The organism is Aquirufa sp., assembly GCF_044377215.1.
In the GTDB taxonomy this organism is placed as follows: domain Bacteria; phylum Bacteroidota; class Bacteroidia; order Cytophagales; family Spirosomataceae; genus Aquirufa.
Genome location: NZ_JBILJM010000027.1, coordinates 1 through 21,983 on the forward strand (window position 1 = coordinate 1; position 21,983 = coordinate 21,983).

Consider the following 21,983-nt stretch of genomic DNA (forward strand, 5'->3'; position numbering starts at 1 on the left):
AGCTACCTTAAATACTATAATCATGAACGAATAAAAATGAATCTAAATGGAATGAGCCCAGTGGGATACCGAGCTCATTATGTCAAATCTATTGTTTAATTTTGTCCAATAAAATGGGTGCACCTCAAGTATCGCGTCTCTACAAACAATATGGAATCAAATATCCTTGCCAATTTCGAGCCTGAGTTAAAGAAGAAGATCCAACAAGTGGGAGTGATCCGAAAATTTCAAGCGGATGATTTTCTGATGAAAACAGGCCAAAGCATCCGTTCAGCCGTGTTTGTCACCAAAGGAATTATCAAAGTATTCCGGGAAGATGATGAAGGCAATGAAGTTTTCATGTACAACTTACATCCAGGTGAAGCCTGCGCCATTTCGATGACATGTGCTGCCAGAAACCTGAATAGCCAAATTATGGCCAAAGCTTTGGTAGATACTGAAGTGATGACAATACCCGTGGAACTGATGGACGAATGGGCGTCAAAATATAAGTCATGGTACCAATTTGTATTGGAAACGTATCGTTCACGCTTTGAAGAATTATTGGACACCCTCGACCACATCGCCTTTCGTAATTTGGATGAGCGCTTGTTATGGTATCTCAAGCAGCATCAAAAAAGCTTAAAGAGCAACACGATCAAGGTTTCGTTTACTGAAATCGCAACCGAACTTAATTCCTCTCGTGAAGTTATTTCACGCTTGATGAAAAAACTGGCAGAAAAAGGGCATATAAATATCAATAAAAATCAAATTGAAATTATTGACCTAAGGATATTGTGATACTTATCACGCCACGACAAACCTAAAAGGTGAACTTTTGCATTTTAATTGATAAATTTTATGCAAAAAAATCGCCTTTGGTATTTAGTAATCTTTACCCAATTAGTCTTTAGTCTACACGCACAGCATCAAGAAATGCATACGCCTCCACACCTCTGGAAAGGTAAGAAAAGTGTTGCCGAAGATTCTACATCCCTCCTATTTGCGTTCAAACACGGCAAAGTACACGGGAACTTACGTTATTTTTTCATGGCTACGGATAATCAAGATGGATTAACGGATACCTATGCGCATGCAGCCGGCGGGGGCTTATTTTATGAAACTGCTGCCTACAAAGGTTTTCAAATGGGTGTAGGTGGCTACTTTATATATAATGTAGGGTCATCTGAAATGACGTTAGTAGACCCCAAAACGAATACAATTAGTCGATATGAGTCTGCATTATTTGATTTGGAAAACTTGTCAAATAAACACGATTTAGATCGCCTCGAGGAATTATATCTAAAGTACAATTGGGGTAAGTCGCATGTTATAGTAGGCAAGCAATTGATTAACACACCTTTCATTAATTTGCAAGATGGGCGAATGCGGCCAACAGAAGTGGGTGGTATTTACAGCGAAATTTATCCTGGGAAGCATAATAAATTGGAAGGCGGCTATTTATACGAAATATCTCCGCGCGGAACAGTGGATTGGTATGGGATCGGCGAATCAATTGGTATTTATTCGAATGGAGTAAATATCAATGGCACTAAAGGAAATTATGCTCAGCAAATTGAATCCAAAGGCATTGCTTTAGTTGGATATACCCATACACTCCCTAAGGGACACTCCTTGAAATTTTGGAATGTGTACGTAGATAATGTTTTCAACACCACACAAGCGCAATATGATACCAAACAAGGAAATTGGGTCGCAGGATTTCAATATACAGAACAACATGCGGTCCATTTTGGCGGAAATGAAGACCCCTCCAAGACTTATTTTGATCCATCACAGATGTCGCGCGTATTTAGCTCCAAGCTTGGCTGGGAAAATAACCAGTGGAAAACTTCCATTAACTACACACGCATTACGGGTGAAGGACGCTATTTAATGCCACGCGAATGGGGGCGCGATCCTTTTTACACCTTTATGCCACGGGAACGGAATGAAGGCTTTGGGAATGTAAACGCCTTCGTGGGAAAAATTAGCTATTTGGCCGATAACTTTCCGCTCAAAACATCTTTAAGTTATGGCGTATTTAAATTACCCGATGTTAAAGATGCGGCACTAAATAAATATGGCCTGCCGAGCTATGACCAATTAAACCTAGAAGTGATATACGAATTTGAAAATTTCTTAGAAGGATTAGAAATTCAAGCCTTGTATGTGCATAAATCAAACCAAGGTGAGACCTATGCAAATGAGAAATACATTATAAATAAAGTCAATATGAGCAATTATAACGTCGTTTTAAACTTTCATTTTTAACGGCAAAAAAAAATGAGACTTGTGATAAAAATCACGAAATAGCTTTATAAAACACCCGACATTTGTATTATCAAAAACAACAAAAGCACACATGGAAATTATCGGCTATTTTGCTTCATTACTTATCGGAATCTCACTAGGCTTAATCGGTGGTGGTGGATCTATTTTAACAGTACCGGTTTTGGTTTATTTATTTGGCGTAGATCCTATATTAGCTACCGCATATTCACTGTTTGTGGTGGGTGCAAGTTCATTGGTTGGCGCCTTTCCAAAATACAAGCAAGGCTTAATCAATGTAAAAACTGCGGTCATCTTTGGTATACCATCTATCGCGGCCGTTTATGCAACGCGTAAATTCATCGTTCCCTTAATACCTTCCGAGGTATTCAACTTGGGTGATTTCATTGTCACCAAATCCATTTTAATGATGGTCTTATTCGCCATCTTGATGGTGGCAGCTTCTATCTCCATGATTCGTGGTAAATGCGAGCAATGTGAGAAGGAGAAATTAGGTACTTACGTGGAAGAAGAACAAGTATTCAATTACCCAATGATCCTATTTGAAGGAGCTGTCGTAGGTACTTTGACTGGATTAGTTGGCGCAGGCGGTGGATTCCTAATCATCCCAGCTTTAGTTATGCTTTCCAAATTATCCATGAAACAAGCGGTGGGCACTTCCTTATTAATCATCGCGGCCAAATCATTAATTGGCTTTACGGGTGACTTGGGGCATCATGCCATAGACTGGAACTTATTATTAACTGTTACAGGTCTGGCGATTGTAGGTATATTCTTCGGAGATATTATAAGTAAAAAAGTAGACGGGGATAAATTAAAAGTAGGTTTTGGATGGTTTGTTTTGGTGATGGGTATTTACATACTGATCCAACAGTTAGCCTTCCCTTTGAAATAGATTAAACACATTCACAGCATAATAAATACGAAAATGAAAGTAGAACAAATTTACACGGGATGTTTAGCACAAGGTGCTTACTACATCGAGAACAATGGAGAAGCAGCGATCATCGATCCACTTCGCGAGGTACAACCTTATATTGAGAAAGCTGAGCGTAACGGCGCGAAAATAAAGTATGTATTTGAAACACATTTTCATGCTGATTTCGTTTCAGGTCACATCGACTTATCTGCAAAAACAGGTGCTCCTATCGTTTACGGACCAAATGCAGCGTGCCAATTTGAGTGTATCACGGCAACGGATGGCCAAGAATTCCCATTAGGCAATGCTACTATCCGTGTCATTCACACACCGGGTCACACGATGGAATCGACATGTTTTCTTTTGATCGACGAAAATGGCAAGGAAACTAGCTTATTCTCAGGTGATACGTTGTTCATCGGTGATGTAGGTCGTCCAGATTTGGCACAAAAAGTAAAGGCTGATTTAACCGAAGACATTTTAGCAGGTCATTTATTCGACTCTTTACGTAACAAAATCATGCCTTTAGCAGATGATATCATTGTGTATCCTGCACACGGAGCTGGTTCTGCTTGCGGTAAAAACATGAGCAAAGAGACGACGGATACCTTGGGTAACCAAAAGAAAACGAACTATGCGTTGAATCCGGCATTAACTAGAGAAGCATTTAAGAAAGAAGTTTTAACGGGCTTAGTGGCTCCTCCAGCTTATTTCCCTTTGAATGTTTTGATGAATATTCAAGGGTATGATTCGATTGATAAAGTGTTAGAGCGTGGCCAACATGCCTTGAGTCCAGAAGGATTTGAAGCAGCAGCAAACGAAACGAGCGCGTTAATCCTAGATACGCGTGATGCACAAACGTTCGCAGCTGGCTTTGTCCCTAACTCAATCAACATCGGTATCGATGGATCTTTTGCTCCATGGGTTGGCGCTATGATTCCTGACATCAAGCAAGAAATCTTGTTGGTGACAGACGAAGGCCGCGAAGAAGAAGTGATCACACGTTTAGCTCGAGTAGGTTATGACTTTACGATCGGATACTTAAAAGGTGGCTTTGCGTCATGGAAAGCATCCGGAAAAGAATTTGATCAAATCGAATCCATCGAACCAGCAGAAGCATTCAAACGTATTCAAGCAGGTGAAGGTGAGATCATCGACGTGCGTAAAAATTCGGAATATTTATCTGAGCACGTGATTGATGTAGAAAATGCTCCATTGGATTTCATCAATGATAGTATGTTGAAAATTGATAAAAATAAGACTTACTTCGTACACTGTGCAGGTGGTTACCGTTCGATGATTTTCAACTCTACCTTAAGAGCTCGTGGATATGACAACTTAATTGACATCAATGGTGGATTTAAAGCGATCAAAGAGTCCGGCAAGTTCCAAGTATCTGATTATGTTTGTCCTTCTACCCTTTTGTAAGCATGGAAGAGTTATTAGCAAATCCAGCAACTACGGTTGTTGACGTACGCGAAACAGGCGAATTTGCCAGTGGTCACTACGATGGAGCAATTAATATTCCATTGGGAATTGTTCCTTTGCGCATCGATGAATTCAAAGCAATGAATGGTCCGATTGTGGTTTATTGCCGCAGTGGTAACCGCTCAGGTATGGCGATGAACTTATTAAAACAAGCGGGATTAACCGAAGTTTTTAATGGAGGAGGATTACATGATATGCTTGTTTATCAAGATTAAAATGCCTTAAATAAGCCCAGGGTATGCCTGGGCTTTTAACAAATGAAAACATGTTCACAACACTGACACAAAATTGGAATGTCATGCGGATTATCCGCCTCGTTATCGGAGGATATGCCTTGATAGAAGCTTATCGTGGCAATGACACACTCATGGGCTTGCTTGGCTTGGTGCTGGTAGGTATGGCGTTATTGAACGCAGGGTGCGGTGCGCAAGGTTGCGGAGTACCTGTTCAAAAATCAACTGCTAAAGATCACGATGATGTGGAATATGAAGAAGTTCATTCAAAATAACGGTTGGCAAATCTTAGGTGGAATATTCGGCGGCATCGGCGGATATTTCTACTGGAGAGATATTGGTTGTGCTACAGGCACTTGCCCAATTACCAGTAAGCCATTAAATAGCATCGTTTACTTTGCTGTGTTGGGTTATTTTATGATTGGCACTATCTCACAATGGCGCACTTTAAAAGAAGAGCAAAAAGATTTATAAAATTTTAACTAAATTCAAAATCAGACTAGTGACTGACGACTAGCGACTAATTTAACTTACTATGATGGAAACAATCACCCAACCCTGGCCTTGGTATACGGCAGGAATTATCATCGGACTTATCGTTCCGGCCTTATTAATTTTAGGTAACAAGCACTTTGGAATTTCGGCGAATTTACGCCACGCCTGTGCTGTATGTTTGCCGAGTAACATTCCTTTTTTCAAGTATGATTGGAAAAAAGAAACATGGAATTTCTTCTTTGTAGGAGGTATTCTCGTAGGTGGTATAATCTCAACACTTTATTTAGGATCAGGTGATGCCGTTATCGTACATCCAGATTTAGCAAAGGAATTAGCTAGTTATGGTATCACTAATTTCTCAGGCATGGTGCCAGAACAATTATTTTCTTTTGAATCCTTATTTACATTACGTGGCTTAGTCATGATGATTGGAGGCGGATTTTTAGTAGGATTTGGCGCACGCTATGCAGGTGGCTGTACCTCTGGACACGCAATCATGGGACTTTCCGACTTACAATGGCCATCCTTAGTAGCAACCATCTGTTTCATGATTGGTGGTTTTATCATGGCTAATTTCATTTTACCATTCATCTTACACTTATAATACACATGGAAAATAAGACAAATCAACACGCAAATCCAGCTGATTTCGAAGTACGTTCATTAGACACCATGTGTGTAAATGAATCAGAATTAAATCACCCGTGGTACTATAACTTAAAATATAGTTTAGTAGGAGTGATTTTTGGCATCGTATTTATTAAAGCTGAAATCATATCTTGGTTCCGAATTCAAGAAATGTTCCGCTTACAGAGCTTTCACATGTACGGAGTAATCGGTACTGCAGTTGTCGTAGGTGCTATCTCGGTATTTTTAATCAAGAAATTGAAGGTTAAAACGATTCATGGGGAGGAAATTACGTTCACCGACAAGAAATTCAATAATGGGCAAATCATTGGTGGCTTGATTTTTGGACTTGGATGGGCATTAACAGGAGCTTGCCCAGGTCCACTTTTCGCACAAGTAGGTTCAGGTGCTATCGTTATCTTAGTAGTTATTCTAAGCGCTACGGCAGGAACTTGGGTGTATGGCAAGTTTAGAGATCAGTTGCCGCATTAGAACTTTTAGCTAAGAGCTAAGAGCTAAGAGGGATTTCGGTTTAAGTCGGAATCCCTCTTTTGTTTATCAACATTAAAAAAATAACAACAACGGAAAAACATTAACTTACACGATGAAAAATCTAAATGCCATTGGCCTTGACAAGTCTAAATCGAAAGAGCTTGCTGAGAAATTAAATATTCTGCTTGCTAATTATTCTATTTTCTATCAAAATACAAGAGGATACCATTGGAACATCAAAGGCCAAAAATTCTTTGAACTACACCTAAAATTTGAGGAACTTTACACTGATTTACTTCTGAAAATTGATGAAGTGGCAGAACGCATCCTAACCTTAGGGCACACACCTCTCCATAACTATTCTACCTACAAACAGACTTCACTTATTGCAGAAAGCACTGAAGTTTCAGACGGAATTAAGGCAGTAGAAAATATCCTTGAATCATTTAAAATTACGATCACACTACAACGGGAAATCCTAAATTTGTCAGCTGAGACAGAAGATGAAGGTACAAATGCACTAATGAGTGATTACATTCGAGCACAGGAAAAACTAGTCTGGATGTACTCTGCTTTTTTAACTACCTAAATAAACAAAAAAAGACGCTGTAAAATAACAGCGTCTTTTTTTTATCCCAATTAAATCTTAATTATCTAAACGTATAATCAACCCCCGTTACTTGGCTCAACAAATCCTGAGGACCATCTAGGATCTTCGCATCGTGGCGCAAGACAGGTGTAACTGGAGAGAATTTAGCTAAATACTCTTTCATCATGGAGTGTAAAGTATAAGCAGTATTTGACGGCTCCTTTACTCCTTTCATACGGCACAACATATCCTCGGGATCACCATCGCGCTCGCAAGCACACAAAGTATACATCCGGTTTTTATCTAATGCTGCGCCAGCAATAGTCACCTTTTTAACGCGTTCACCTACCCGATCAAATGCCTTAAATTCCACTTGCATACCTTTGAAACGAATAAGCCAACCGCCAAAGCGCTTGGAAGCATCTTGCGCAAATACGTTCTGCATTTCTTTTTCCAACCAATCTAAAATTTGTTGGCCCGAAGCCTTCGCCGTACGAATCGTACTATCCACAGGTAACATATCAAATAAATAACCTTCCGTAATGGCTACTTTCCCATCTTTACCTGGCACCCGTGGTGGACAAAAACGGAATCCATTAGATAACACAACATCTGCATTCACTTTCCATTTTAACGCATCTACGATCATCGTATCGATGGTATTCTCCACAACAAAGTTGCGGTAAAGCGGAACGGTACTATACCCTAATACTTTATTAATTTCTTCCTTGTAAGGTTTCTCTAAATCTTGAACCAAGGTTTTAATCTCCGCATCAGCTGGATATTTAATTGGATCAACTTCGACTAATTCATAGGTTGAACCCACCACTTTACCGTCTTTCACTTGGATATCGAGTTTGCCCACAAACGAACCAAAAGCACCTGGCTCCACAATCTTGGTATATTCTGCTTGAATCGGTTTACGAATACGCTCATGCGTATCTGCCCCGAAAATATAATCTACCCCCTGACAATCCGGGTTATTTCCTAAGGCAATTTGTTGAGATAGTCCCAAGTGAGATAGAATAATCACAAAATCACATTGTTCTTGCTCACGCAATAAGGTCACATATTCCTTGAGGTTATCCTCAGGTTTGGTATATACAATTCCTTTCGAATACATCGGTGATTGTCGTAAGGGAACCAATGGATCAGTGTAGCCTAGAAAACCAATTTTAACCCCCATACGGTGCATGATTTGGTAAGGCTGAAAGATAAGTTCGCCTTTCTTTCCATCCCCTAAATCATGGTACATATTGGCACAAATTTTAGGAGCTAATAAACCTCCCAATAATTTTTGCATGTTCTTTTTGTAATAGACTACCTCCCAGTTACCCGGTAAGTAAAGGTCATAATCCATCGCATTTAACAAAGGAACGAATGCCTGACCTGTTGTTTTCACCGAAAGCATACTCCCTTGGAACATATCACCTGTATCTAAAGTGATCGTATTTTCAGGATTTTTCTCCTTCAACTTTTTTAGAGCGGTCGCCATATGTGGATACCCACCTGCTTTACGAAAGGTCAACTCATTATTTTCCCAAAACAATTCATCATGCGCATGCAATTGGCAGTGCACATCCGTTGTTTGGAGAATCGTGATTTGACCAGATCCAGCAATTGATTTAGTTGATGAAGTGTTTGTTTTGGAGGTCTTAGCTTTTAAGGCAGCTGGCGTTAAAGCCGCAACACTAGTCAGGATTCCTCCTTGTAAAAATTTTCTTCTCGAGTTCATTCGTTTATTTCTTTGACTTCTTGTGTTTAGTAATCCACTCTTTAATCGGCTTATACGGCCCATATTTATGTTGTTCTTCCGTAAATGGATCCGCAAATGGACCAAAGGGATGATCAAAAGGTTTACCCGCGATATCTGGCCAATCCTTACTCAAATCTTTACCAGGACGAGGCATCGAATTCACATAAGCTGCTAAATCCCACGCTTCCTCATCGGATAATTGAGGCTTATCGTAGTTGGCCCCTAAAGGCATATTGTATTTCACATAACCGGCAAAATTTGACATACGGTAAAGCCCTGCGCCATGATTGTAACTATGCGGACCCCAAAGAGGAGGATAGGTGTAGGACTTCCCATTTTCCGCCAATAGGCCACCGCCATCTGCTTGATGACAAGACTGGCATTTGGCAGCGTATACTTCTGCGCCTTTAGCTGGATCAATCGCACGCTTTAACCCTTTTAATTTAAATATGCCTGACCCTTTGGGAGCGACTCCTTTCTCAACATCCGTTCCTAACCACTTGATATAGGCTAAAATTGCTCGCATTTCCTTACTTTCTGCCGCTAAAGCCTGACCATTTAAACTACGCTCAAAACAATCATTTACGCGCTTTACTTGATCTTCAATGGCACCAGAACGCGCTCTAAATTTTGGATACGTGGATTGCACCGCGAAATAGTTATTTCCCCACGGTTGGGTACCGGCATTTAAATGGCAATTTTGACAATTCATGCCATTGGAAATGGCCTTCACAGAACCCTTAGGTCCTAGATATTCGGAGGTATGGGCAATTAATTCGCGACCATATTCAACTAAATCCTTTTCTTCTTCCTTGACATACATCAACCGCCATTCCGAAGGAGCTGTCCAAAGATGTGTGAAATTAGAGTCCGGCGCCACATAAACTGCGGTTGAATCAGCTGAGGCACTTTTTTTATAATCAAAAGAATTATAGACCAAAAAGGACATGAGCCCCACAAGTGCCACTAATAAAATATAAAGAAAGAAGGAAAGTAAATTAGCTCCCGAATTTGATGTTGCCATAGTATTAATTATATCTGCGAAATTAGTCTATAATCAACATCTCTTCGTGACATATATCACTTTCGGTCTATAATATTTCATTTTTCCGCTAAAATCTCTCCATGGCTGAATTAACTATCGCATCAAATTCCGCTTGTGTAATATAAACAGGGGTATACGTACCATTCCAGTTTTTAATATTCTTATAAAAAGAGCGCATATGGTTTCTACTACCCTTGTTTAAGAAATCATAGACTAATCGAACATCCTGATTATTCGTCACTGCTAATGAACTATTCAAATCACTTATATCTAAATCTTCAATGGTAGCACCTACTTGATAAGCAGCTAATAAACTTACACGCCCTTGGCTAACTAATTGTGTATAAAGTGACTGCAAAACAGGGTTAGCATATACTCCTCTGGCATTTGTTTCCATAGGATCAATTAAATTATATTTTTTAATAATCGTTAACATCGCCTCCATGTGGCTCAACTCACTATTGGGGATATTTTGAAACACATTTACCCCATAGATATCAAACATCGTTTGATATACATCATAGGCTAATTTTTCTTCTTCACGAATGAATAGAATACGCGCCTTTTCAGCATCGTCTAAAGTTTCAGTTGGCAAATTTGATACTGTTTGCTGTATAGCCGCTAAACTCGCTGTCATATTTACTTGAGTCGTAAATACTGGATCATCATTTTTTGTACAACTCGCTAATCCAATTACGAGTGCAAGGGCAAAGAACTTCGTGGTTAATTTTTTCATGTTATTATTTTTTGTTTTGCCAAAGGTGTTGCTTTCTAAATACCCCAAACGTGATAAAACTCACAAATACCCGAAAGTGATTATAATCACGTTTTACACTTTTGGTAATGACTAATATTGCCTACTAAAATTTAACAGGTTAACCATGAAAACACATCACGCCATTTTGATCGTAGGAGGAGGAAACGCAGGCATTTCCATAGCTTCACAGTTACTAAGAAAAGATGCCTCTTTGGACATAGCTATCGTAGATGGGGCTAAAAAACATTATTACCAACCTGCTTGGACACTCGTTGGTGGAGGTGAGTTTGATATACAAGATACCGAACGCGATGAAGCTTCCGTGATCCCGGCGGGAGCGGCGTGGGTCCAACAAATGGTTTGCGGGTTCAAGCCTGACGAAAATAAAATCACCCTAGCTGATGGCTCAGACCTAAGCTATGATTACCTCATAGCCTCACCGGGCATTCAATTAAACTGGGCAGACATCAAAGGATTACCTGAGACGTTGGGTAAAAATGGGGTTTGCAGCAATTACAGCTTTAAAACAGCGCCTTATACCTGGGAATGCATCCGGCAAACAAAAAAAGGAAAAGCGATCTTCACTACTCCCCATACCCCGATAAAATGCGGGGGAGCCCCTCAGAAAATCATGTATTTGGCGGCCGACTATTTCCAAAGAAATAAAACGAATACTCAAGTTGAATTTTGGAGCGGTGGCACGCGGGTTTTTGGCGTAGAAAAATATGAAAAGACATTAAAAAAAGTCATCGCACGTTACGGAATTAACACCCAGTTTTTTGTGAAACTTGACGAAGTGGATGGTCCAAATAAAAAGGCAAAGTTTGTGGGGATTGGAGAGGCAAATAAAGACAAAGAATATTGGGTGGAATTTGACATGCTCCATGTCACACCTCCGCAATCAGCTCCTGATTTTGTTAAAAATAGCCCCTTAGCTAATGCAGCAGGCTGGTTGGACGTTGACAAACATACCTTACAACATACAAAATACCCCAATATTTTCGGGGCTGGGGATGCTGCAAGCTTACCCGCCTCGCGAACCGGCGCTGCCATACGAAAACAAGCACCTGTTTTAGTGGATAACTTAATAGCTGCGATGCAAGGAAAACTCCTAACCACTAAATATCATGGTTATTCATCATGTCCTATCATTACCGGATATGACAAATTGGTGTTAGCTGAATTTGATTATGATAACCAACCGGTAGAAACATTTCCTTTCGACCAATCTAAGGAACGCTGGTCCATGTACCAAATGAAGAAATTCCTTTTACCTTACCTTTATTGGAATCAAATTCTACCTGGAAAAATGTAGGGAATTAATGTATTTTTGTTCCTCAATTCCTCTAAAAAATGCAGATTTTAATTGTTCATGATCAGAAAATACCCGTAGCTGGATATGGAGGTACTGAACGCGTGATTTGGGGATTAGCGAAATCTTTACAAGGACTCGGGCACCAAGTCACCTTTTTGGTACCCCAAGGTTCACATTGTCCATTCGCGACGGTGTTACCTTGGAATCCTAGTCAATCCTTGAACGAACAAATTCCAGACTTCATTGATGTTGTTCACTTGAATCATACGCCAAGTGAGGTCATCGAAAAGCCTTACGTTGTAACCGTGCACGGAAATCCAAATGAAGAAACTTTGCTAAACATCAATTCCATTTTTGTCTCCCAAAACCATGCCAATCGCTACGGATCGAATTCGTTTGTCTATAATGGATTAGATTGGGATGATTACGGCAAGCCTAATCTAACGCAATCGCGTGATTATGTGCACTTTTTAGGTAAGGCCGCATGGCGTGTAAAAAATGTGCAAGGGGCGATCGACACGGTCTTACGAACTCCAAATGAAAAACTTGCCGTACTTGGCGGCACACGCTTAAATCTGAAAATGGGATTTCGCATGACTTGGAGCGCTCGTATTCAATTTTATGGAACGGTGGGGGGCCAACAAAAATTAGATCTTCTCTCCCATTCCAAAGGCTTACTATTTCCGGTCCGTTGGCACGAACCATTCGGATTAGCCATCACGGAAAGTTTGTATTTCGGTTGCCCTATTTTTGCAACGCCTTACGGTTCTTTACCTGAATTAGTCACATCCGAATTTGGTTTATTAAGTAATCAGGAAGATGAAATGGCCATCGCCATCCAACAGGCAGGTGCATACAATAAACAACATTGTCATACGTATGCGCGAGATCTGTTCGATTCGCTTTCCATGGCTAAAAAATACCTGATAGCCTACGAAAAGGTGTTAAATGGGCATTTTCTGAGTGAGAGTACCCCTCGATTACTGGAGAAAGATCCCCCTAAATTTTTACCTTGGAACAACAAAAGCCTGTGATATAAGTCACAGGCTTTTTCAATTGACAAAGCTAATTTGCGTCAGTATTTAAGGTACGCCCAGCCGGCCTCTTGCTTGAGAACTACTTCTGCGACACCAGACGGAACAGTTCCTGCTTGAGTTAAGATGGTCGCTCGGTCGATTTTGCGTTCACGAATCGTATTTTCGCACGCTTTAAATAAAACACCCATAGCAGCTAATTCAGCCACTTTGGCCTTTTGAGTAGTCTTGCCATCAATCAGGATACCGATACCTGAACCATGAGCAACTAATTCAATTTGAGTTGTTTTACCCAATGCCGTTTGAAGATTGGATATGTTTTTCAAAGCTCCATGCCAAACAAGCGTATCAGACGTATTTAATTGGATAACAACTTTGTGTACTGGATTTTGCGCCTGTGCTGCAAAAACAGCGAAAATGGCAATAATGAGGGATAATATAGACTTTTTCATATGAATATTTTTTACGAAACTAACCAATTACTATAATGAAAGCAACGTGGGATGCAAGATATCAGTCAACTGAATATCAATATGGAATCAATCCAAATGATTTTTTTGCCGAGCAAATTGCCAATATACCCGTTGGCCGTATATTAATTCCTGCCGCAGGAGAAGGACGAGATGCAATTTATGCCGCTAAACTAGGCTGGGAAGTTTACGCCTTTGATTTGAGTGAACAAGGGGAAGCGAAAGCATTGAAATTGGCTCGTGAGCAACATGTCCAACTACATTATGTGTGTGCAGACGCGCTGAAAATCCAATTTCCGCTCGAATCATTTGATGTGATTATGTCGACCTACTTTCATACACCACTAGAAATCCGACCGCTCGTGCATGCCAAATTTATCAAATGGCTAAAGCCGGGTGGAACTTTATTGTTGGAGGGATTTAATAAGAGGCAGTTGGCGTATACTTCGGGAGGACCGAAAGATGCCAACTGGCTTTTTGATAACGATACTTTGGCGTTAGACTTTAAATCATTGGACATTCAGATTAATCAAGAAATCATACGCACATTAGATGAAGGCCCCTTACATCAAGGCAAGGCGGAAGTGATTCAATTTAGGGCGATAAAAAAGGGATAGAGACAAATATCACGTTTTAGGCTAATATTCGAAATTATCTTTGACGCACTAAACAGAAAAACAATGCTCCAATTCATAAAAAATATCTTGGGAATAGGCCCCAAAGTAGATATAACAGCGCTAATCGCACAGGGTGCCACGGTAGTAGATGTTCGTACTCCTGCCGAATACAAAGATGGACACGTAAAAGGATCCATTAATCTTCCATTGCAAACCTTGGGAAGCCAAATGAACAAATTAAAGAAAGATCAAGTTATTGTAACTTGCTGTCGGTCTGGAAGCAGAAGCGGTATGGCCCGTCGGCAATTACTAGCTGCCGGTTTCACGCAGGTATATAATGGTGGACCCTGGAATTCAATTAAGAGGTAAGAGGTAAGAGGTAAGAGGTGAGAGGTAAAAGGTGAGAGTTTAGCCCTCGGACTACTGATTACTGACTACTGATTACTGACTACTGATTACTGACTACTAAACACTAAAAAATGAACAAATTTGAAGAACTTTTGAAATCACCGGAACCTGTATTAGTTGACTTTTCAGCTGAATGGTGTGGACCATGTAAACAGTTAAAACCTATTTTGGAACAACTAAAAACCAAAGTGGGTGATTCCGCCAAAATCATAAAAATCGATGTTGATAAAAATCGATCTTTGGCTGACAAATTCCAGATTCGGTCTGTGCCGACCTTAATCCTTTTTAAAGACGGAAAGTCCGTTTGGCGACAATCAGGTGTTATTCAGGCGAGTACGTTGGAAGGGATTATTAAACAGCATTCCAGTCGCTAGTCGTCAGTCGCTGGTCGTAAGTCGTAAGTCACTAGTCGTCAGCTATTAAACGAATTACATATTTAAATTATCACACAATTATGAAAACGTTGAAAATCATTTTTACCTCATTGATCATCGCTACATCACTATTCGGATGCACGAAAAAAGAGGGATTGCAAGATTTGGCAGCAACTGAATTTCAAAGCGAATTAAAATCAGCGGAACCTGGCCAAATTCTCGATGTGCGCACTAGCGACGAATATGCAAATGGACATTTTGAAGGTGCAATTTTAGCAGATATAACGAGTGATGCATTCCAAAATGCAGTGGCCAACCTGGACAAATCAAAAACAGTTTATGTGTATTGCCTATCCGGTGGTAGATCCAGTTCTGCAGCAGGCCAACTCCAAGCAATGGGTTTTAAATCTGTTGTGAATTTAACTGGAGGGATGTTGGCCTGGCAATCAGCCAACCTACCCTTATCAAAGGATGCCACTAGTCCAAAAGCAGCTGAGGGCATAACATTAGCTGATTTCAACAATCAAATAAAAGGTAAGAAACTCGTGATTGTGGATTATAATGCGGTTTGGTGTGGTCCTTGCAAGCAGTTAAGTCCCGTATTAGATGCCTGGATCAAGGCGCAAAATGGCCAGGTAGAATTGATTAAGATTGATGTGGATGCCAACCAGGAATTGGCCAAGGCCAAGCAAATTGAATCCATCCCTTATTTGGAATTCTATAAAGACGGCAAAATGATCGATAAGCAAATTGGGATGGGCGAAGCGAAAGCGATGACGGATAAGTGGGCTCAGATATTACTGTAGAGAAGCGATACCTCGCGTCTGTTTTATTTGTAGACGCGAAGTATCGCGTCTCTACAGGATTTTGATGAAATAGCCCATTTACGAACACCGCATCCGCTTCCATACAATCACCGCCGATAAGACCGTTAGGCCTGCAATACTTGCAATGGAGATTGAATACGAAAAATAAGCACTTAAAACACCCGTGAGTAGTGCCCCCACGGCATATCCCGAATCACGCCAAAGTCTAAATATCCCCAAGCTTTTAGCCCGGTCGAGAGGATGCGTATGTGTTGCAATTGCTGATAAAAACGTTGGATAGACCATTGCCGTACCTAATCCCAATAAAACAGACAACCCAGCAAATTGGGAAAAGGAAACTGCCCAAATAAGACCTACTAAGGCAAGAGCCTGGAGGAGAAGGCCGTAGGCCAACAAATCTTTTTGGCATATCAAATCAGACAATTTGCCGGTTCCCAGTTGGCCTAATCCCCAAACTGCGGGATAAATAGCCGTAATGACTCCAATTTCGGCCAAGCTAAATCCCTTCGAAAGCAATAGCATCGGAAATAAACCCCATACCATCCCATCATTCAAATTGTTCACCAATCCCGCCTGCGTAATCGATCCTAAATTTCGATTCGCCCAGGTTGTTTCCCAGAAAATAGATTTCAATCGCGGCACATTACTCTCCACGGCTGCGGCAGCCACGTGCCCTTGCGTATCATGCACAAAAAAGATACTTAGTCCCAAACCCATACCTACAAACACAATACCGATATAAAAAGGGTATGGTCGAATGCCATAGTTTTGCGCGATAAAACCGGTTAAAAAGGCAACTAAGCCAACCGATATATAGCCAGCAAATTCATTGATTCCCATCGCCAAACCACGATTCTTGTCACCAACTAAATCAATTTTCATGGTGACGGTACTCGACCATGCAAAACCTTGGTTTAAACCTAAAAATACATTCGCAGCTATAATCCAATTCCAACTCGGCGCCCACATCAATATAAAGGGAATCGGAATGGCAAAGATCCATCCCAAAATCAATAATTTCCGCCGACCTACCCGATTCGCAAAATGACCAGCATAATAATTTGAAACCGCTTTGACCAATCCAAAAACTACTATAAAGGAAAATACGGCTACACTGGAAGCAATGCCAAATTCCTGTAAAGCAAGTTGGGGTAAGATCGAACGCTCAAGCCCCACCATACCGCCTACAAAGGCGTTAACTAAAACCAATAAGCTGAATTGTTGCCAATTTTGACGTAATCCTAATTGTGTTTTCATGAATACTTCCGATTTCCTGCAAATTGACAAATTGCAGCTCAGAAGCATTTAACAAATGTTAAATTAGGTTCTCCTCGCGCGAATGCGACTTAAACTTACTTGGGTAATTCCCAAATATGAAGCAATGAATTTCAGAGGAGCACGACGCAACACCTCCGGTTGGTCATTCATTAATAATTGATACCGCTCTTCTGCCGTATGAAACTGTAAGTTTTCAATGCGCTGAATCGTCTGAACATAGGCTAATTCAAATAGGCGTACAAATAAGCGCTCAATATCGCGATGCGAATCATACAATGCGAATAAGTCTTTGGTTGAAATTGACCATACTTCCGCATCTTCCAACACCTGGATTGCTTTTTTACTAGGCAATCCAGCAAACAAACTTTCGGCACGTGCAATTAAGCAAAAAGGGCCATAAAAGCCCTCTGTAATGTCATTTCCTGCGTGAAAATAATAAATACGTGCCAGGCCCGACTTTAAAAAGTAAAGTGTCTTACATGTCTGGCCAATTTGCTGGATATCCTGATTTTTACGAACCTGCTGTGTATGAATAATCGAAGTTAACGCTGACACAGCTTCTGTCGACAAGCTAGAAATTTGCGATAAATGTTCGACTAATTCTTTGGACATGAATTGAGTTATTGTTTCTCGAATCCCAAAGAAACGGAATTCACACAATAACGCAAACCTGTTTCGGTAGGCCCATCATCAAAAACGTGTCCTAAATGACCACCACATTTGGCGCATGTAATCTCAATACGACGCATGCCCAAGGTTAAATCGGATGTTTCTTTAATGACACCCGCTTTGACTTCCTTATCGAAGGAAGGCCAACCGCAGTGCGAATCAAACTTGGAATCCGATTTAAATAAACGCGTTCCGCAACCACGGCAGGTATAATAACCTGATTCATTATGCATTAAAAATTTACCTGTATATGGACGCTCCGTACCTTTTTGACGTAAAATATAATACTCATCTTCACTCAATTTAGCCTTCCATTCAGCCTCAGTTACGGGTAATTTGTCCATTGAAATTGTAGTTTTAGGGGTTTGGCTACAGGCCTGAAATGCCAATGCTAGTGCAAACAAGAAATAGGGAAATGATTTCATAACGATTACGTTTAAAACAAAACGAATATAAAAGCCAAATGTTTTACTCAATCAAATCTCCCAAGAACATTAAATACGGAGTCTCTGCAGGCGAATCAATATCCTTGTAACGATGGTAATTTCCTAAAATCAAATTTTGAATCGTTTTCTTCAAACGCTTCCAACGGGCCTCCGGCAAATTTGCCCGACGATCCCAATAATCAATTCGGGTGTCCAATGGCTCAAATCGCTGATTGGGAAATTTCACAGAAACAGCCTCGCGAAGTGCAACTAAATATGCTAATTTCTTGCGGTAGGGTCCCACCTTATCCTCATGTGGCCGCTGAATACGTTCCCACATCGTAGGCGGTGTACCCGGATTTCCCTTAACACCTACCTGCTGCTCTGAATGCAATCGATACTGCACATAGGTGGCCGGAATAAAATCGATCCGGTTTTCCAAAGCCGCCGAGATACCCATCCAAGCATCATGTAAAAAGAAGGAAGGTAAATTCGTTGGAAAAGGTGAAATTTTATCTAAAAACCGTTTACGAATACCCATGGTACAACCGGTAACCCGATTACCATCCAATAATATATCTAATGATTTTCCAGCCCTCCACTCCCGCTGCTGTTTCTCGCGAAAACGAAAAGTAGACCATAATTTTTTACCAGAAATTTGGCCAAATTCATCCACTAATAGCGCATCCGTAAATACCACTTCTGCCTGATCGTGATGATTGAAATACGTAGAAATACGTTCAATTTTTTGATGATCCCAATAATCATCCTGATCAGCTGGGAAAATATAATCTCCGGAACAAAGGGATAATGCTTTTTGGAAATTTTGATACGTACCTAAACGTACTGGATTGCGGTGAATCACCAAGGGAAGTCGATCAGCAAACTGCTCCAAAATCTCTAGCGTCCGGTCTGTCGACCCTTCATCGCACACAATAATCTCGTCGGCACGCATAGTTTGGTCAACAAAACTACTCAGCTGAGTCCGGAGAAATTTCTCTCCGTTTAAGGTACAAAGTGCAATCGATATCTTCAAAACAAAGCAAATTAATGGGCTTCCAACCAATTCATACCAACACCGATACCCGTTTCCATGGCCACACCCAAATCCATGGCCTGACACATAATTTCATTAATCTTCTCGCGAAGGTAATTAATTTCATCTACATGCGCATCAAAAACTAATTCATCATGAACCGTCAAAATCATACGCGATTTTAGGTTTTCCCGTTCAATAAACGATTGAATCTGAATCATGGCAACTTTGATCATATCTGCCGCAGAACCTTGAATAGGCGCATTTATTGCATTTCGTTCCGCAAAACTCCGCTCATTCATATTGGGAGATAATATATCGCGCAAATAACGACGTCGGCCGAGGACCGTTTCAACATACCCTAGTTCACGCGCTTGGGTAATGGTCGCATCCATATATGACTTGACATTCGGAAACTCGACAAAATATTGATCGATAATTTCCTTCGCTTCCGTCCGCGAAATGCCTAAAGAGCCTGCTAAACCAAAAGCCGATTGACCATAAATAATACCAAAATTGACTGCTTTAGCTCTTCGGCGCAATTCTGAAGTAACCTCATCCAAACTAACCTTGAAAACCTTAGCTGCTGTTGCCTTATGCACATCAATTCCCTGATTAAAAGCGTTCAACATCGCCTCATCTTTGGCAAAGGCAGCCATAATACGCAATTCAATCTGAGAATAATCAGCGGATAGAATCTGATAATTGGCATCTCGAGGAATAAAAGCTTTCCGTATCTCGCGACCCCTTGGCGTACGAATAGGAATATTTTGCAGATTAGGATCCTTTGAAGACAAACGCCCCGTAGCCGTAACCGCCTGCATAAATGAGGTATGAATACGTCCTGTTTTGGGTGAAATCAATTGCGGAAGCGCGTCTACGTAGGTCGACTTTAACTTCTGCAATTCCCTGAAATCAAGAATTAAACGCGCGATTTCATGCTCAGATTCCAACTTAGATAAAACCTCTTCGCCCGTCATGTATTGACCCGTTTTCGTCTTTTTCGCTTTCGGATCTAATTTTAATTTTTCAAAAAGAATTTCACCCAATTGTTTCGGGGAAGCCACATTGAATTCTTGACCCGCAGCCTCAAAGATTTTTTGTTGGACTTCTCTCGAATCAACCTCAAGCGTCTTAGACATTTCTTGCAAGAAAGCGACGTCTAAATTTACCCCTTCACATTCGATCTTGGAAAGTACCCGAGCTAGGGGCATTTCTACGTCCATCAACAATTCAATGGCTTTGGGATTTTTGGCTAATTGCTCATCCAAAAATGGCTTGATTTGGAGCGTTACATCAGCATCTTCGGCTGCATATTCTTTAATGTCCTCAAGGTCAACATCCCGCATATTACCTTGCTTGACACCTTTTTTACCTATCAACGTTTCGATAGACAATGGCTCATACTGCAAATAAGACATGGCCAATGCGTCCATATTATGCCGTTTTTCAGGTTCGATTAGGTAGTGTGCGAGCATAGTATCGTAGGTTATTCCCTTGATTTCAATGCCATAATTTGCCAATACACTCATGTCATATTTAATGTTCTGAGCTACTTTTTGAATGGCTTCATTCACGAAAAGATCTTTGAATAAGTCAACAAGTGATTGTGCTTCTGTTTGATCCTCCGGGAATGGTACGTAAAATGCCTCCCCTTTTCGGTAAGCAAAGGACATGCCCACGAGCTCAGCTTCTACAACCGACAAACTCGTCGTTTCCGTATCGAAACAAAAAGTGGTTTGTCGGCCTAAAAAACCCACCAACGACCTCACCGCGGCTTCGCCTTGAACCAAATGATATTGGTGTGCCGTATTCGACAAATTATTAAAATGGGAAACTTTTTCTTCCGTTTCTTCTTCCAACATAAATCCAGCCGGGGCAGCTACTGGTGACCCAAACATATCCATTTGATTGGAAGCCACTTTAGGGCTTGCTTTGGGTTTGGGTGCAACGGGTTCTGGATCCTCACCTAGGATGCGCCTGCGTAACGTTCTGAATTCTAGTTCATCCAATAAAGGTTCTAATAATTCACGATTAGGCTCTGTTTTGAGCAATTTTTCTTCTTCGTATTCGATAGGAACCTCACACAAGATGGTTGCCAAATGACGTGAAAGCATGCCTTGCTCTTGAAAGTTTTCCAAGTTTTCACGCAGTTTCCCTTTTAGCTTATCGGTATTTTTAAATAGGTTCTCCATCGAACCATATTCTTCAATCAATTTCTGTGCGGTCTTTTCTCCGACCCCGGGAACACCTGGAATATTATCAACCGCATCCCCCATTAAACCAAGCATATCAATGACTTGATCCACGTTTTGAATGTTCCATTTCGCACAAACTTCTTTGGGTCCTAGGACCTCAACACCCTTGCCCATGAAGGCTGGTTTATACATTTTGATTCGCTCTTCGACCAGTTGGCCATAATCCTTATCCGGCGTCATCATGTATACTTCGATATCTGGATTAGCGCGAACGGCTTTTTTAGCGATTGTTCCAATGATGTCATCGGCTTCATACCCATCTAAGATTAAGATGGGAATATCCAATGCCTCGACTAATTTCTTGACGTAGGGAATGGCTATGGTAATATCCTCCGGTTGCTTTTCCCGTTGGGCTTTGTAAGGCGTGTATTCAACGTGCCGGAACGTGGGTGCCGACGTATCAAAGGCGACGCCCAAATAATCAGGTTTTTCCTTTTGAATCACTTCCAAAATGGTGTTTGTAAAACCAAAAACGGCACTAGTATTTATCCCTTTTGATGAAATTCGGGGTGTTTTGGCAAACGCAAAATGGGCGCGATAAATCAGCGCCATCGCATCAAAAAGGAATAATTTTTTCATAGAAATTGACTAATTTTGGCC

Annotated in this window: 26 protein-coding genes; 17 read left to right on the forward strand and 9 right to left on the reverse strand. The window is 40.8% G+C overall.

Going from position 1 to position 21,983, the window contains the following annotated elements:
* The 11 genes from ACIQ6T_RS08570 to ACIQ6T_RS08620 all read left to right on the forward strand — a co-directional run.
* Positions 1-99: IS3 family transposase (locus ACIQ6T_RS08570; protein ID WP_395785517.1), on the forward strand; the 99-nt coding region annotated here is incomplete at its 5' end.
* A 51-nt stretch (positions 100-150) separates the two neighbouring features.
* Positions 151-780 carry a Crp/Fnr family transcriptional regulator gene (locus tag ACIQ6T_RS08575; protein WP_395785484.1) on the forward strand — a complete coding sequence of 210 codons (630 nt, stop codon included), beginning with the start codon at positions 151-153 and terminating at the stop codon, positions 778-780.
* 60 nt (positions 781-840) lie between these two features.
* Entirely contained in the window at positions 841-2,253 is a 1,413-nt protein-coding gene (locus tag ACIQ6T_RS08580) for an OprD family outer membrane porin (RefSeq protein ID WP_395785485.1), read from the forward strand.
* 91 nt (positions 2,254-2,344) lie between these two features.
* Complete coding sequence (locus ACIQ6T_RS08585; protein WP_395785486.1) at positions 2,345-3,166, forward strand: sulfite exporter TauE/SafE family protein; 822 nt, start codon at positions 2,345-2,347, stop codon at positions 3,164-3,166.
* Between the two features lie 33 nt (positions 3,167-3,199).
* Entirely contained in the window at positions 3,200-4,618 is a 1,419-nt protein-coding gene (locus tag ACIQ6T_RS08590) for a rhodanese-like domain-containing protein (protein WP_395785487.1), read from the forward strand.
* Positions 4,619-4,620: 2 nt separating this feature from the next.
* On the forward strand, positions 4,621-4,893 hold the full coding sequence (locus tag ACIQ6T_RS08595; protein WP_395785488.1) for a rhodanese-like domain-containing protein: 273 nt from the start codon (positions 4,621-4,623) through the stop codon (positions 4,891-4,893).
* A 50-nt stretch (positions 4,894-4,943) separates the two neighbouring features.
* Entirely contained in the window at positions 4,944-5,186 is a 243-nt protein-coding gene (locus tag ACIQ6T_RS08600; RefSeq protein ID WP_395785489.1) for a hypothetical protein, read from the forward strand.
* On the forward strand, positions 5,164-5,385 hold the full coding sequence (locus ACIQ6T_RS08605) for a hypothetical protein (protein ID WP_395785490.1): 222 nt from the start codon (positions 5,164-5,166) through the stop codon (positions 5,383-5,385). The genes ACIQ6T_RS08600 and ACIQ6T_RS08605 overlap by 23 nt, the downstream gene beginning before the upstream one ends.
* Positions 5,386-5,446: 61 nt before the next feature.
* The gene (locus tag ACIQ6T_RS08610; RefSeq protein WP_395785491.1) at positions 5,447-6,010 is read left to right on the forward strand and encodes a YeeE/YedE family protein; all 564 of its coding nucleotides are present in this window, start codon (positions 5,447-5,449) and stop codon (positions 6,008-6,010) included.
* 68 nt (positions 6,011-6,078) lie between these two features.
* On the forward strand, positions 6,079-6,525 hold the full coding sequence (locus ACIQ6T_RS08615; RefSeq protein ID WP_395785518.1) for a DUF6691 family protein: 447 nt from the start codon (positions 6,079-6,081) through the stop codon (positions 6,523-6,525).
* A gap of 112 nt (positions 6,526-6,637) precedes the next feature.
* Positions 6,638-7,114, forward strand: a complete 477-nt coding sequence (locus ACIQ6T_RS08620; RefSeq protein ID WP_395785492.1) for a Dps family protein — start codon at positions 6,638-6,640, stop codon at positions 7,112-7,114.
* A 61-nt stretch (positions 7,115-7,175) separates the two neighbouring features.
* On the opposite strand, the gene ACIQ6T_RS08625 is transcribed toward ACIQ6T_RS08620, so the two are convergent.
* From ACIQ6T_RS08625 to ACIQ6T_RS08635, 3 genes are all read right to left on the reverse strand, one after another.
* Complete coding sequence (locus tag ACIQ6T_RS08625; protein ID WP_395785493.1) at positions 7,176-8,849, reverse strand: bifunctional metallophosphatase/5'-nucleotidase; 1,674 nt, start codon at positions 8,847-8,849, stop codon at positions 7,176-7,178.
* A 4-nt stretch (positions 8,850-8,853) separates the two neighbouring features.
* On the reverse strand, positions 8,854-9,894 hold the full coding sequence (locus tag ACIQ6T_RS08630; RefSeq protein WP_395785494.1) for a c-type cytochrome: 1,041 nt from the start codon (positions 9,892-9,894) through the stop codon (positions 8,854-8,856).
* An 88-nt stretch (positions 9,895-9,982) separates the two neighbouring features.
* On the reverse strand, positions 9,983-10,651 hold the full coding sequence (locus tag ACIQ6T_RS08635) for a DUF2202 domain-containing protein (RefSeq protein ID WP_395785495.1): 669 nt from the start codon (positions 10,649-10,651) through the stop codon (positions 9,983-9,985).
* Positions 10,652-10,796: 145 nt separating this feature from the next.
* On the opposite strand from ACIQ6T_RS08635, the gene ACIQ6T_RS08640 reads away from it, so the two are divergent.
* Both ACIQ6T_RS08640 and ACIQ6T_RS08645 read left to right on the forward strand, forming a co-directional pair.
* Positions 10,797-11,987 (forward strand): FAD-dependent oxidoreductase, encoded by a 1,191-nt coding sequence (locus ACIQ6T_RS08640; RefSeq protein ID WP_395785496.1) that lies wholly within the window; start codon positions 10,797-10,799, stop codon positions 11,985-11,987.
* A gap of 38 nt (positions 11,988-12,025) precedes the next feature.
* Positions 12,026-13,021, forward strand: a complete 996-nt coding sequence (locus tag ACIQ6T_RS08645) for a glycosyltransferase (protein ID WP_395785497.1) — start codon at positions 12,026-12,028, stop codon at positions 13,019-13,021.
* Positions 13,022-13,062: 41 nt separating this feature from the next.
* Here the strand turns inward: ACIQ6T_RS08645 and ACIQ6T_RS08650 are convergent, their stop codons facing one another.
* Positions 13,063-13,473 carry a DsrE family protein gene (locus ACIQ6T_RS08650; RefSeq protein ID WP_395785498.1) on the reverse strand — a complete coding sequence of 137 codons (411 nt, stop codon included), beginning with the start codon at positions 13,471-13,473 and terminating at the stop codon, positions 13,063-13,065.
* A gap of 35 nt (positions 13,474-13,508) precedes the next feature.
* Between ACIQ6T_RS08650 and ACIQ6T_RS08655 the strand changes: the two genes are divergently transcribed.
* From ACIQ6T_RS08655 to ACIQ6T_RS08670, 4 genes are all read left to right on the forward strand, one after another.
* Complete coding sequence (locus tag ACIQ6T_RS08655) at positions 13,509-14,108, forward strand: class I SAM-dependent methyltransferase (protein WP_395785499.1); 600 nt, start codon at positions 13,509-13,511, stop codon at positions 14,106-14,108.
* A gap of 63 nt (positions 14,109-14,171) precedes the next feature.
* The gene (locus ACIQ6T_RS08660) at positions 14,172-14,477 is read left to right on the forward strand and encodes a rhodanese-like domain-containing protein (protein WP_395785500.1); all 306 of its coding nucleotides are present in this window, start codon (positions 14,172-14,174) and stop codon (positions 14,475-14,477) included.
* Between the two features lie 110 nt (positions 14,478-14,587).
* Positions 14,588-14,890 (forward strand): thioredoxin, encoded by a 303-nt coding sequence (gene trxA, locus ACIQ6T_RS08665; protein WP_395785501.1) that lies wholly within the window; start codon positions 14,588-14,590, stop codon positions 14,888-14,890.
* An 80-nt stretch (positions 14,891-14,970) separates the two neighbouring features.
* On the forward strand, positions 14,971-15,696 hold the full coding sequence (locus tag ACIQ6T_RS08670) for a thioredoxin domain-containing protein (RefSeq protein WP_395785502.1): 726 nt from the start codon (positions 14,971-14,973) through the stop codon (positions 15,694-15,696).
* Between the two features lie 78 nt (positions 15,697-15,774).
* Here the strand turns inward: ACIQ6T_RS08670 and ACIQ6T_RS08675 are convergent, their stop codons facing one another.
* From ACIQ6T_RS08675 to polA, 5 genes are all read right to left on the reverse strand, one after another.
* Positions 15,775-16,974 carry an MFS transporter gene (locus ACIQ6T_RS08675; RefSeq protein ID WP_395785503.1) on the reverse strand — a complete coding sequence of 400 codons (1,200 nt, stop codon included), beginning with the start codon at positions 16,972-16,974 and terminating at the stop codon, positions 15,775-15,777.
* 63 nt (positions 16,975-17,037) lie between these two features.
* Positions 17,038-17,607 carry a Crp/Fnr family transcriptional regulator gene (locus tag ACIQ6T_RS08680; RefSeq protein ID WP_395785504.1) on the reverse strand — a complete coding sequence of 190 codons (570 nt, stop codon included), beginning with the start codon at positions 17,605-17,607 and terminating at the stop codon, positions 17,038-17,040.
* Positions 17,608-17,615: 8 nt separating this feature from the next.
* Entirely contained in the window at positions 17,616-18,089 is a 474-nt protein-coding gene (gene msrB / locus ACIQ6T_RS08685; protein ID WP_395785505.1) for a peptide-methionine (R)-S-oxide reductase MsrB, read from the reverse strand.
* 43 nt (positions 18,090-18,132) lie between these two features.
* Positions 18,133-19,125 (reverse strand): glycosyltransferase family 2 protein, encoded by a 993-nt coding sequence (locus ACIQ6T_RS08690; RefSeq protein WP_395785506.1) that lies wholly within the window; start codon positions 19,123-19,125, stop codon positions 18,133-18,135.
* Between the two features lie 11 nt (positions 19,126-19,136).
* Positions 19,137-21,962 (reverse strand): DNA polymerase I, encoded by a 2,826-nt coding sequence (gene polA / locus ACIQ6T_RS08695; RefSeq protein WP_395785507.1) that lies wholly within the window; start codon positions 21,960-21,962, stop codon positions 19,137-19,139.
* Positions 21,963-21,983: the final 21 nt, after the last annotated feature.

Excerpts from the sequence above, each read along its gene's own strand:
- ACIQ6T_RS08575 (WP_395785484.1), top strand. The coding sequence starts at position 151 with ATGGAATCAAATATCCTTGCCAATTTCGAGCCTGAGTTAAAGAAGAAG.
- ACIQ6T_RS08580 (WP_395785485.1), top strand. The coding sequence starts at position 841 with ATGCAAAAAAATCGCCTTTGGTATTTAGTAATCTTTACCCAATTAGTC.
- ACIQ6T_RS08585 (WP_395785486.1), top strand. The coding sequence starts at position 2,345 with ATGGAAATTATCGGCTATTTTGCTTCATTACTTATCGGAATCTCACTA.
- ACIQ6T_RS08590 (WP_395785487.1), top strand. The coding sequence starts at position 3,200 with ATGAAAGTAGAACAAATTTACACGGGATGTTTAGCACAAGGTGCTTAC.
- ACIQ6T_RS08595 (WP_395785488.1), top strand. The coding sequence starts at position 4,621 with ATGGAAGAGTTATTAGCAAATCCAGCAACTACGGTTGTTGACGTACGC.
- ACIQ6T_RS08600 (WP_395785489.1), top strand. The coding sequence starts at position 4,944 with ATGTTCACAACACTGACACAAAATTGGAATGTCATGCGGATTATCCGC.
- ACIQ6T_RS08605 (WP_395785490.1), top strand. The coding sequence starts at position 5,164 with ATGAAGAAGTTCATTCAAAATAACGGTTGGCAAATCTTAGGTGGAATA.
- ACIQ6T_RS08610 (WP_395785491.1), top strand. The coding sequence starts at position 5,447 with ATGATGGAAACAATCACCCAACCCTGGCCTTGGTATACGGCAGGAATT.
- ACIQ6T_RS08615 (WP_395785518.1), top strand. The coding sequence starts at position 6,079 with ATGTGTGTAAATGAATCAGAATTAAATCACCCGTGGTACTATAACTTA.
- ACIQ6T_RS08620 (WP_395785492.1), top strand. The coding sequence starts at position 6,638 with ATGAAAAATCTAAATGCCATTGGCCTTGACAAGTCTAAATCGAAAGAG.
- ACIQ6T_RS08625 (WP_395785493.1), bottom strand. The coding sequence starts at position 8,849 with ATGAACTCGAGAAGAAAATTTTTACAAGGAGGAATCCTGACTAGTGTT.
- ACIQ6T_RS08630 (WP_395785494.1), bottom strand. The coding sequence starts at position 9,894 with ATGGCAACATCAAATTCGGGAGCTAATTTACTTTCCTTCTTTCTTTAT.
- ACIQ6T_RS08635 (WP_395785495.1), bottom strand. The coding sequence starts at position 10,651 with ATGAAAAAATTAACCACGAAGTTCTTTGCCCTTGCACTCGTAATTGGA.
- ACIQ6T_RS08640 (WP_395785496.1), top strand. The coding sequence starts at position 10,797 with ATGAAAACACATCACGCCATTTTGATCGTAGGAGGAGGAAACGCAGGC.
- ACIQ6T_RS08645 (WP_395785497.1), top strand. The coding sequence starts at position 12,026 with ATGCAGATTTTAATTGTTCATGATCAGAAAATACCCGTAGCTGGATAT.
- ACIQ6T_RS08650 (WP_395785498.1), bottom strand. The coding sequence starts at position 13,473 with ATGAAAAAGTCTATATTATCCCTCATTATTGCCATTTTCGCTGTTTTT.
- ACIQ6T_RS08655 (WP_395785499.1), top strand. The coding sequence starts at position 13,509 with ATGAAAGCAACGTGGGATGCAAGATATCAGTCAACTGAATATCAATAT.
- ACIQ6T_RS08660 (WP_395785500.1), top strand. The coding sequence starts at position 14,172 with ATGCTCCAATTCATAAAAAATATCTTGGGAATAGGCCCCAAAGTAGAT.
- trxA (WP_395785501.1), top strand. The coding sequence starts at position 14,588 with ATGAACAAATTTGAAGAACTTTTGAAATCACCGGAACCTGTATTAGTT.
- ACIQ6T_RS08670 (WP_395785502.1), top strand. The coding sequence starts at position 14,971 with ATGAAAACGTTGAAAATCATTTTTACCTCATTGATCATCGCTACATCA.
- ACIQ6T_RS08675 (WP_395785503.1), bottom strand. The coding sequence starts at position 16,974 with ATGAAAACACAATTAGGATTACGTCAAAATTGGCAACAATTCAGCTTA.
- ACIQ6T_RS08680 (WP_395785504.1), bottom strand. The coding sequence starts at position 17,607 with ATGTCCAAAGAATTAGTCGAACATTTATCGCAAATTTCTAGCTTGTCG.
- msrB (WP_395785505.1), bottom strand. The coding sequence starts at position 18,089 with ATGAAATCATTTCCCTATTTCTTGTTTGCACTAGCATTGGCATTTCAG.
- polA (WP_395785507.1), bottom strand. The coding sequence starts at position 21,962 with ATGAAAAAATTATTCCTTTTTGATGCGATGGCGCTGATTTATCGCGCC.